General features: G+C 45.5%; 10 protein-coding genes. 3 read left to right on the top strand and 7 right to left on the bottom strand.

Annotation, left to right across the window (positions count from 1 at the left end; translation table 11 throughout):
• Positions 1-7: 7 nt before the first annotated feature.
• Entirely contained in the window at positions 8-94 is an 87-nt protein-coding gene (locus EJP82_RS21290) for an IS3 family transposase (protein WP_246054367.1), read from the top strand.
• A 77-nt stretch (positions 95-171) separates the two neighbouring features.
• On the opposite strand, the gene argH is transcribed toward EJP82_RS21290, so the two are convergent.
• From argH to argC, 7 genes are all read right to left on the bottom strand, one after another.
• Entirely contained in the window at positions 172-1,587 is a 1,416-nt protein-coding gene (gene argH / locus EJP82_RS21285; protein ID WP_127194078.1) for an argininosuccinate lyase, read from the bottom strand.
• Between the two features lie 89 nt (positions 1,588-1,676).
• The gene (locus EJP82_RS21280) at positions 1,677-2,912 is read right to left on the bottom strand and encodes an argininosuccinate synthase (protein WP_127194077.1); all 1,236 of its coding nucleotides are present in this window, start codon (positions 2,910-2,912) and stop codon (positions 1,677-1,679) included.
• A gap of 244 nt (positions 2,913-3,156) precedes the next feature.
• Complete coding sequence (gene argF, locus EJP82_RS21275; protein ID WP_127194076.1) at positions 3,157-4,116, bottom strand: ornithine carbamoyltransferase; 960 nt, start codon at positions 4,114-4,116, stop codon at positions 3,157-3,159.
• Positions 4,113-5,348 (bottom strand): acetylornithine transaminase, encoded by a 1,236-nt coding sequence (locus EJP82_RS21270; RefSeq protein ID WP_127194075.1) that lies wholly within the window; start codon positions 5,346-5,348, stop codon positions 4,113-4,115. The genes argF and EJP82_RS21270 overlap by 4 nt, the downstream gene beginning before the upstream one ends.
• 76 nt (positions 5,349-5,424) lie before the next feature.
• Positions 5,425-6,264 carry an acetylglutamate kinase gene (gene argB / locus EJP82_RS21265; protein WP_127194086.1) on the bottom strand — a complete coding sequence of 280 codons (840 nt, stop codon included), beginning with the start codon at positions 6,262-6,264 and terminating at the stop codon, positions 5,425-5,427.
• A gap of 40 nt (positions 6,265-6,304) precedes the next feature.
• A complete protein-coding gene (gene argJ / locus EJP82_RS21260) occupies positions 6,305-7,540 on the bottom strand; it encodes a bifunctional glutamate N-acetyltransferase/amino-acid acetyltransferase ArgJ (protein WP_127194074.1) in 1,236 nt (411 codons plus the stop codon).
• A 17-nt stretch (positions 7,541-7,557) separates the two neighbouring features.
• Positions 7,558-8,613: an N-acetyl-gamma-glutamyl-phosphate reductase gene (argC, locus tag EJP82_RS21255; RefSeq protein ID WP_127194073.1), complete on the bottom strand. Its 1,056-nt coding sequence runs from the start codon at positions 8,611-8,613 to the stop codon at positions 7,558-7,560.
• A gap of 227 nt (positions 8,614-8,840) precedes the next feature.
• Between argC and EJP82_RS21250 the strand changes: the two genes are divergently transcribed.
• Entirely contained in the window at positions 8,841-9,707 is an 867-nt protein-coding gene (locus EJP82_RS21250) for a zinc ribbon domain-containing protein (protein ID WP_127194072.1), read from the top strand.
• 17 nt (positions 9,708-9,724) lie between these two features.
• A complete protein-coding gene (locus EJP82_RS21245) occupies positions 9,725-11,206 on the top strand; it encodes a zinc ribbon domain-containing protein (protein ID WP_127194071.1) in 1,482 nt (493 codons plus the stop codon).
• The last annotated feature ends 76 nt before the right edge of the window (positions 11,207-11,282 follow it).

The following is an 11,282-nucleotide window of genomic DNA, read 5'->3' as shown; positions in this document are numbered from 1 at the left end:
TGACTATATGGAATATTACAATACGGAGCGTTACCAGTGGACATTAAAACAGATGACTCCTGATGAATTCAGAAGTCATCTGTTGACTGCCTAACGAAAGGCTCTTTTTCAGAACTGTCTACAAATAAGGTCACAGTTCACCCAAAGGATAGAGGCTGTTTCTATTGATATCTATTTACTTTTCTCTAAGTACTCTGTAACCCATGCTCCTGTTGCTTGCAGTCTTTCTTCTGCCCGAGTAATCGCCGCAGCCACTTGGCTGGAGGCTGTACCGCCATATACGTTACGCGCATTTACAACCGTTTCAGGTTGAAGCACTGTGTAGATGGTGTCATCAAACAGGGAAGAGAATGTCTTGAATTCATCCAAAGTAAGATCAAGCAGATATTTATTATTTTGAATGCAATACAGTACCGTCTTGCCAATGACCTCATGCGCCTGGCGGAACGGCATACCTTTGTTGGCTAAGAAATCGGCAATATCTGTAGCGTTAGAGAAGTCCTTGTTCACCGCTTCACGCATACGATCCCCATTTACCGTCATCGTAGCGATCATTGGAGCGAATAGTCGCAATGCGCCTTGCAGCGTAGCAACCGTATCAAACATGCCTTCTTTGTCTTCCTGCATATCTTTGTTATAGGCTAGTGGCAGTGACTTCAGAACGGTCAGAAGCCCCATCAGGTTACCGTAAACACGGCCTGTCTTGCCGCGAACTAACTCAGGCACATCAGGGTTTTTCTTCTGTGGCATTATGCTGCTGCCTGTACAGAATGCATCGTCCAATTCGATAAAGCGGAATTCCGTGCTACTCCAGAGCACCAACTCCTCACTAAGACGGGAGAGATGCATCATGAGAATCGATGCGTCCGCTAGAAACTCGATAATGAAATCGCGATCACTAACAGCGTCCAAGCTATTCTCATAGACACTATCAAAATTCAATTGCTCCGCAACAAAATGCCGATCAATCGGGAATGTCGTACCCGCGAGTGCACCAGCACCAAGTGGAAGCACATTAATGCGCTTGTAGCTGTCTTGTAGACGCTCAATATCTCTTTGGAACATGGATACATAAGCCATTAGGTGATGTGCAAAAAGAATCGGTTGTGCCCGTTGGAGATGAGTATATCCAGGCAAAATCGTATTCAAGTTAGCCTTAGCTTGTCCAATCAGCGCTTCCTGTAAATCATGCAGTAGGCCAGCAAATTCGACAACCCGTTTGCGCAAATACAGATGCATGTCTGTAGCCACCTGATCATTACGGCTACGGCCAGTATGTAGTTTCCCCCCTACAGAGCCCACTTCATCAATCAATTGCTTCTCGATGTTCATATGGATATCTTCATCCGAAACTGAGTATTCCAGGTCACCACGTGCGATCTTTTGCAGAATCGTATGGAGCCCTTCTTTAATCTTATCTACATCGTCTTCAGGAAGTATGCCGCATTTTCCTAGCATCGACACATGTGCCAAGCTTCCTTGCACATCTTCTTGCGCTAATGCCTTATCAAAACCAATGGACGCGGTATATTCTTCAACTAAACGGTTGGTCTGCTTGGTAAAGCGTCCTCCCCACAGTTTGCTCACTTGATCCACTCCTTATCTCATTTAAACTACAGACCGCCCCCCTTCTGCGAGAATGAACTCGCAATGTAAGGGAAGCGGTCGCAGTCCGATTATTTGTTGTTCTGCTCAACACCGGAACTTACTTTAAGACGTAATGCGTTTAGACGGATAAATCCTGTTGCATCTCCTTGGTCATATGACTGCGTAGGATCTGCTTCCATCGTCGCAATATCTGGATTGTAAAGACTGACTGGACTCTTCACACCAGCAGCAATTACATTCCCTTTATATAATTTGACACGTACCGTTCCTGTAACGTTCTTCTGACTTTCAGTTACCAACGCTTGCAGCGCCAAACGTTCTGGAGCAAACCAGAAACCATTATATACGAGTGTGCTATAACGTGTAATAAGACTATCACGTAGATTCATTACTTCACGATCCATCGTCAAAGATTCCATTTTACGATGAGCGTTGAAAAGAATGGTTCCCCCCGGTGTCTCATATACACCACGACTCTTCATCCCTACGAAGCGGTTCTCAACCATATCCACACGGCCGATCCCGTGTTTGCCACCAAGCTCATTTAGCTTCTCCATCACACCAAGTGGACTTAAAGCTTCTCCATTTAGTGCGACGCAGTTACCTTGCTTGAACTCTAGCTCCAGATAATCTGCTTCATCCGGTGCATCCTCTGGGGACACGCTTAGTAGATACATCTCTTTGCTCTCAGGAGCAGAAGCATCGAAATAAGGATCTTCCAGTACGCCACTTTCATAACTGATGTGTAGTAGATTACGATCCATCGAATAGGACTTAGCTGCTGAAGCGGTAACTGGAATGCCATTCTCTTCGGCATATGCAATCATTTCAGCCCGACCTGGGAAACGATCACGGAATTCACTTAAGCGCCAAGGAGCAATTACTGAAATTTCTGGTGCAAGGGCTGCTGCCGCTAGTTCAAAACGCACTTGGTCATTCCCTTTTCCCGTTGCGCCGTGAGCAATCGCCGTAGCGCCTTCTGCACGGGCGATATCCACCATACGTTTTGCGATCAATGGACGCGCGATACTTGTTCCAAGTAGATACTGTCCTTCATATAGGGCACCTGATTGGAACATAGGATTGATGAAATCCTGCGCAAATTCATCGCGAAGATCGTCAATATATACTTTGGAGGCGCCGGTAGCAAGTGCCTTAGCTTCCAAGCCGTCCAATTCTTCCTTCTGACCAATATCCGCTGTAAATGCGATAATCTCCGCATCATAAGTTTCTTTCAACCATTTAAGTATAACGGAAGTATCTAGTCCCCCGGAATAAGCTAATACGATTTTTTCTTTTGCCATGATAGATCCTCCATTTTCATCTACTGAGATTATAGGCTCCGAGAACGAAATGTTCTTCCGATCGCTGTTGTCTCCAAATTTCTTGATTTTATTGTACCAAAGTTGAAATTTGGGGACAAAGGCGACCGCAGCTTATGCTTCCGAGGTAGCTTTCCCTTGGAAAGCTTGTAGCTTCTTCAGAATCATTTCGTTCTCTCCGCTGTATCATCATTTATAAGCTGAAATTCTATTTAAAAGTATACACTTATCCCAGCAGGGCCACCATTAACGCTTTCTGCGCATGTAGTCGGTTCTCTGCTTGATCGAAGATGATAGAATGAGTGCTGTTGTCAATTACGCCTTCACTAACTTCCTCGCCGCGGTGGGCTGGTAGGCAGTGCATAAATAAATAGTCGGATTTCGCATGTTTGGCGAGTTCCTCATTCACTTGATAATCCGCGAATGCTAGCTCACGCGCCTTTTGTTCTTCCTCGAAGCCCATGCTCGCCCAAACATCGGTATAGATAACATCCGCATCTTGAACTGCGACCTTCGGATCGCGAACCACTTCAATCTTCGCTCCGGTCGCCTTCGCCATTTCCTGAGAATCGGCTACGATTTGCGCGTCAGGCTCATATCCTTCAGGACAAGCGATGGATACGTGTACGCCTAGCTTAGCTCCACCAATCATCAAGGAATGCGCCATATTGTTACCATCGCCTATATAAGCGAGCTTCAATCCTTTTAAGGTACCTTTATGCTCATAAATTGTTTGGAAGTCAGCTAGTACTTGGCATGGATGCGCCAAATCACTGAGACCGTTAATAACAGGAATCGTCGCATAGCGAGCTAAATCTACGACCTTGTCATGACCAAAGGTACGAATCATAATCCCATCCAAGTACCGCGACATAACGCCTGCTGTATCGGCAATGCTTTCACCACGGCCAAGTTGAATGTCGTTCTTGCTAAGGAAAAGTGCATGACCACCCAATTGGTATGTCCCGACTTCAAAGGAGACCCGTGTCCGCGTAGACGATTTCTCAAAAATTAGGCCAACGGTCTTGCCCTTTAACGGCTGATATTCTTCTCCCGATTTCTGTTTATGTTTAATCTCAATAGCCAAGTCGATCAAATACTCGATCTCCTCAGTTGAATAATCGCTCATCTCAATAAAATCACGACCGCTAAGATTAATACTCTTCTTCACTTCGGATAGACTCATAGTTCATTCTCCTCCTTGGCCGTATGTGCGGCAATCAAAGCTACTAACGTATCCACAGCTTGGTCAATTTCATCACGGTTCACCTTCAGATTCGGTAGGAGACGGATCACGTTGGGTCCTGCTGTGACAAAGAGCAATTTGCTCTTCTGTCCTTGGGTTACGATTTCTGCTACGGCTTCCTCGCATTCAATACCAATGATGAGTCCCATTCCACGAATGGCTTTCACAAATGGTTCGTTATCAAATGCCTCGTGGAGTTTATCACTCAAATAACGCCCCATCTTTTCCGCACGTTCTGGAATCCGTTCCTCGATCATCGTTTCCAAAGTTGCAATGATTGAAGCCGAAACCACTGGATTTCCGCCAAAAGTAGAAGCATGACTTCCCGGTGCGAATCCTTCACGCAAGTACTCCTTGGCTAGCATTGCTCCTGCTGGTAAACCACTAGCAAGTCCTTTTGCCGATGTGAAAATATCAGGTTCAATCCCGTAATGTTCATGAGCAAACCACTTTCCGGTACGCCCCATTCCAGTCTGTACTTCATCCACGATCAGTAGCAATTCCTGCTCCTTACAAAGAGCTGCTAGTTCTTGGACAAAACTCACTTCGACAGGATACACGCCACCTTCTGCTTGAACCATCTCTATCATAATTGCAGCTGTATCCGGTCCGATGGCCGCCTTCAGCGCATCCATATCATGCAGTGGAACGGTCGTAAAACCTGCAGGTAGTGGAAGGAATCCATCCTTCACCTTCTGTTGTCCGGTTGCTGTCAGTGTCGCCAATGTACGGCCATGGAAAGATTGCTCGAATGTAATAACCTCAAACCGGCCATTACCTTTCACCTTCTGATGATAACGACGAGCCAGCTTAATAGCTGCTTCATTCGCTTCAGCACCACTATTGCAGAAGAAGACAACGTCGGCACAACTGATCTCGGTCAATAGCTTAGCAGCCTTTTCTTGCTGCGGGATATGAAACAGGTTCGACACATGCCATAACTCATCAAGCTGAGCTTTAACTTTTTCTCTAACCTTCTCCGGTGCATGCCCTAGGTTCGTCACGGCGAGTCCGCTCATAAAGTCGAGATAGCGGTTGCCCTGATCGTCCCAAAGCCAGCTGCCATGCCCCTTCACTAGATTAAGAGGATAACGTGAATATGTGGGAAACAGCGCGCTTACTTTTCCTTCAACCGGGGTCTCCACCGTATTCTTGAGATCACTTTGTGCCATCGCTATTCAACTCCTATCGATTTATAAGAAATAAAAGACCGTTCTATTAACTATATCGTAATTGCAAAGGTACAGGCTACTGCATTCGGGTTATTTTTGTTCCTATTATTTCGCCAGAAAGTACTTTACCGAGTACTCCAGGCTCACTTCCATCTACAATGACAACTTCCTTCACTTTGCCGTTTATGCAAGCAATAGCAGCGCGGACTTTAGGAATCATACCGCCATAAATTTCGCCACTTTGAATCATATCTTCAATCTGCTGTACAGAGACAACAGGTAGCACACGCTTCTCACCATTCACATTTTGCAGAATTCCTGGTACATCCGTCACTACGATCATACGCTGCACTCCAAGTTCCGAGGCAACCGCACCTGCCGCAGTATCCGCATTGATGTTATAACGCTGCCCATTAGCACCGATACCAACAGGTGCAATAATAGGCATATAACCGAGATTTAGCACACCTTCAATCAGTCCGGCATTAATCCCTGCCACATCTCCGACCAAACCGACTTCAGCGTTGGCAGAAACGGGTTTAGCCACAATCAAGTAACCATCTACACCAGACAGACCCAGCGCCTTACCACCGGACTGTCCAATGCGACGCACGATTTTTTTGTTAATGCTACCTGCAAGGACCATTTCTACAACATCCAGCACTTCCTCGGATGTATAGCGAAGGCCATTCACAAAGTTGGTCTCAATCCCAAGCTTGCTCAAATTCTCGGATATCGCTGGACCACCGCCATGAACAATAACAGGCTGTACACCACTCTCATGTAACTTAACGAGATCATCATAAAAAGAGTCCGGTAATTCTTCCAGCGTGCTTCCTCCGCATTTCATAACAAATGTTTGGTTAAGCAGAGATTTCTCTGTAGCGACTCCGCTCCCATCCAACGCTGCCTTCATCACTTGTAAAAACTCCTCTCAAGTAAAATGAAAAAATATATTAAGTGCGGTACGCCGCATTGATTCGTACGTAGTCATAGGTCAGATCGCAGCCCCAAGCTGTTGCATGGCCTGGGCCATTGTGTAAATCTACTTTAATTGCAATCGTGTCACCTTTTAAGTAAACCAATGCTTCTTCCTCATCAAACGGAATAGGACGGGAACCGGTTAGTACGATGATATCGCCCAGCTTGATGTCCACAGTATCAGGGTTAACAGGCTCACCTGCGCGGCCAACGGCTGCAATGATGCGACCCCAGTTGGCATCAGCACCGAATACGGCAGTCTTAACTAGACTAGATCCGACGATGGTCTTGGCAATAGCCCGGGCGGACTCGTCAGTAACTGCACCCTCAACCGTCACTTCAACAAGCCGTGACGCACCTTCGCCATCACGAGCGATAGCCTTAGCTAGAGTCTGGCACACGTACTGAAACGCAGCGGCGAAAGCATCCCAATCAGGGTGGCTCTGTGATAACTCTGTATTACCTGCAAGACCACTCGCCATCGTCAACAGCATGTCGTTGGTACTTGTATCTCCATCCACAGTAATCATATTGAATGTCAGGTCTGTCGTCGCTCCAAGTAGTCCTTGGAGTGATTGCGGCTCAATCACTGCATCCGTCGTAACGAAGGCTAACATGGTCGCCATATTGGGGTGGATCATACCAGAACCTTTAGCGGCTCCAGCAATCCTTACTTCACGACCGTCAACTTCCAGCGATACTACAACTTCCTTCTTTACAAGGTCAGTCGTTAGAATAGCCTGGCAGAACTGCTCCGATCCCTCGTTATCCCCTGACAGGGAGGACGGTAGAGCCGCAATCCCGCTACTCACACGATCCATCGGTAGCAACTCACCGATTACACCCGTAGATGCGACGGCTACTTCCGTCTCAGCCAGACCAAGCGCAGCTGCTGCGGATGCGCGCATCTCATAGGCGTCAGCCTCTCCCTGTTGGCCCGTGCAAGCATTGGCGTTGCCACTGTTCACGACGATCGCTCGCAGCCGGCGTTCTCCTGCCGCGATACTCTCCCGTGTCACCTTAAGGGGCGCCGCTTGAAACACGCTTGTCGTGTATACAGCAGCCGCTACTGCGGGTACCTCGCATACAATCGCGCCTAGATCATTGCGCGATGTTTTTTTCAATCCACAGTGTAATCCCCCTGCTTGAAAACCTTTAGGAGATGTAACCCCACCATCTGAGATAACTTTGAACAAACTAACGACCTCCATGCCATTTTCCTCCGTTACTATGGATATACGGGACTGAGATTCAATCCTGTGGTTTCATCCCAACCCATCATGATATTCAAATTCTGAATCGCCTGGCCTGCGGCCCCTTTGACGACGTTATCGATCACAGATACAATCGTAACCCTCTTCGTTCGAGGATCCACTGCAAAACCAATATCGCAATAGTTAGACCCCAATACTTCCTTGGTAGCCGGCCACTTACCCGCTTCCCGTACCCGAACAAACTTTCTTCCTTCATAATATTGTTGATATAGCTCAACTAGATCAGCTTCTGTATATTCACCCTTTAGACTAGCGTACATCGTACTCATAATCCCACGCGTCATCGGAACCAAATGAGTCGTAAAAGTTACCGTTACCTGTTCACCTGCTACAGCCGATAAGCTTTGCTCGATCTCAGGAATATGCTGATGCTTGTTTATTTTGTAGACCTTTAAGTTTTCATTTATCTCACCATAATGGGTCATAAGACTCGTACCTCTACCCGCACCTGACACTCCTGATTTAGCATCAATAATGATACTCTGAGGATCAATCCAGCCTGCACTGAGTGCGGGAATCAATCCCAACAACGTTGCGGTAGGATAACAACCGGGGTTAGAAATCAACCCTGAGGAACGCGTTACTTCATCGCCATTTATTTCACACAATCCATACACAGCTTGCTTTAGTAAGTTATCTTCCGGGGCCTCGTGTTTGTACCATTCTTCATACACCGCTCCATCTTTTAGCCGAAAGTCGCCCGATAAATCGATTACCTTCAGACCCGCCTGAAGCAGATCGGGTACCAGCTTAGCACTAACCCCGGAAGGTGTAGCAGTGAACACAACATCCGCTTTAGCTGCAATTTGCTCTGCATCCACGCCATCCAAAGGTTGCACCACAATATCCGTCAAATGCGGAAACCCATCGCTGATTGGCGAACCTGCACTTGAAGCCGAGATGACCGATACAATCTCCACTTCCGGATGCCCCAATAAAAACCGAATCAGCTCTACTCCCCCGTACCCTGTAGAACCTACAATCGCAACCTTTACCTTGTCTCCACTCACTAGCCTTACCTCGCTTTCTCTTTCTCTCCCATGTGCTTCTCTGTTTAAATATGCATTCCGAATAATAAGTATGTATTATTATACGATTATACTAATAAAAATACAATAACTAATAGAGTTGTCCACCTCGTTAATCTACCATATTTTTCATTGACCTTCTTAAGACTTAAGAACTATGATCATATTGTGCAGCGAAATACATACAATATTTTTCCAGGAGGTTACATATGAACTGTCCACAATGCAATCAGGTAAATGAGAAGGGCAAATTTTGCGTCGCTTGCGGTACACCTTTACATGCAACACCCACCGCCGAGAGTCCGACCTATTCGGAAACAGCTACTAGTAGCGATAGCCCCGGGAACACGGCAACCTTTACATCCGCCTCAACTACGGCAACCTCTACGGATCAACTACATATTCCGGCGTTACCCAACGTCGCAAACGGATGGGACAAAGTTAGACAAAGCGATGCAGCGAAAAAAAGTATTCATGTAAGCAAACAATATGGGAGCTATTTCCTCAAAGCTTTACTCCACCCATTTCAAACCACACAAAGTGTAAATAGTACTCATTTCACCAATGGCATAATCACCATGTTCTTCACTTCATTTCTGCTTCCGTTCATATTCTACGTTGGAGCAAAACAAGCTTATGGTTTCTCTATTTCTTTTGGTAGCACCGTTATTAAGCCTCTGTTCTTAATCTGGATTTCCCTGCTATTAGCGAGCTTACTTGCACTTTTCGTTATCCGCCTCGGACGTGTTGCTAGTGATTACTTAACGGTAACAGCCAAATTGGGCACGATGCTTGTACCTGCAGTTGCCGCTCTTTTCTTATGTATGATCTGTACTCTACTAGGACTAGGCACTAAGCTACCTGTTTTACTACTATTGATCGGCATCAGTGTTATCTTCACTTCAATTTCTGCCGTAATCCTCAATGCTGGCAAAGAAAGTACTAGCGGTCTGGACCCATTATACGGAGCCGTTATAGCCAATCTTATTTATGCCTACACTCTGTTTAAAATAGTCTCACTTAGCATGGAGGCCATCCTGGACAATTTATTTGGTGGATTTAATATGTTCTATTAATACTAAGGGGCGTTGATATGAGTTACTGTACTGAATGTGGAGAGAAGCTAGAAGACCATTATGTATATTGTTCGGAGTGCGGCACGCCACTTGATCCTGCCCCAGCAAATGAGGAATCTCCCCTGCCGGCTGTTCAGGTTAAGCAAACCCATCTGAATTGGAAACAAGGATCTGCCTCCATTTGGCCATGGGTAAAGCATCATAAATGGGTCTGCACTAGTGTGGTAGCAGTAATCATTGTATTGATTGGATTATTTGAAACTGGTAAATATGTCACAGATCCAAACAGGCTGGTCTCGAAATTAGAAACTGCACTTCATGAAAAAGATACTGCAGCTTTAGCCTCCCTACTACAAGTCGAAAGTGACAAAGTAACCCTTAGTGCCACTAATCTGGCCCCGCTCATTCGTTATATGGATTCTGATCCTTCCGTTACAGAAAGGTTAGTTACTGAGCTCAAGAAGCAATTAGACCGCGATGCGGTTCAGATGACAGCGAATGAAACTGAGAAATCTTCTGCTGATAAATTTATCAATCTGCGTATAGACGGTAAGCAGTTCATGTTGTACGACAAATACGTTCTGGAAGTGTCCACCTACTATACTGAAGTGAGTACCAATTATGAAGGTGCAAAAATTTACGTGAATGATAAAGAGGCCGCCCTGGCAAACAGTTCTCATTTCACAGCAGAAGTCGGACCCTTACTACCCGGCTTATATACTTTCAAATCGGAATATGTAGGTGAATATACTTCACTGCAAAATGAACAAACGGTCAACTTAACAGATGGAAACAACTATAGTGATCTCGATTTATCACTAGCAGGCAGATACTTTATAGTCGAATCCAATTATGATGACGCAGCTATCTATATCGATGGCAAGGATATCGGAGCACTTACGGGAGAGAAACGGGAGATCGGGCCCATTGCCATGGATGGTACACATAAGGTGTATGTAGCAAAGAATTTCCCTTGGGGTATTATCCAAAGCGAGGAATATTCGGTTACCGATCAATATATCACTGCTGATATAGATCCAGTAGATGATATATTTCGGGAATCGATCATGTCTGCAACGCAGAAATTTCTAAAAGGATGGGTGGAATCTTTTAATACATTGGACTCCACCAAAGCAAGTCACACGTCTGATGAATTACGTGAAGCATTGTCCAGTGAGGTTAAGCAATACATTGATCAAGATTTTCAGTATGACTTGAAGTTGACTAAGATGGTATTTGATCTGGATAGCATTAAACTCTATAGTGTTGGCGATGGCAACTTTGCGGCAGATATCAGTGTTCAAAACTATTCCGAACAATCTTTTTACTATGAAGGATCCACTCCCGAAGCACCCCAGGAGCTCGTAGGTTCCGTAATCTATCAGTTGCTCTATATTAATGGTGAATGGGTAGTTGATTCCTATTACGATAACTACTGGTTTAATGATGATAACACCAAAGAGTTTATTAATGTTGGCACCTCTGAAGCGGTGATATAGTAAAAATAGAGATCTCTCTTAAGTCAAACCAAAAAAACCCTTCAAGAACCCCGCATTAGGCGAGATTTTCTTGAAG

The organism is Paenibacillus anaericanus (genome assembly GCF_003994475.1).
Classification (GTDB): Bacteria; Bacillota; Bacilli; order Paenibacillales; family Paenibacillaceae; genus Fontibacillus; species Fontibacillus anaericanus.
This window is presented reverse-complemented; position numbering and strand designations above follow the sequence as displayed.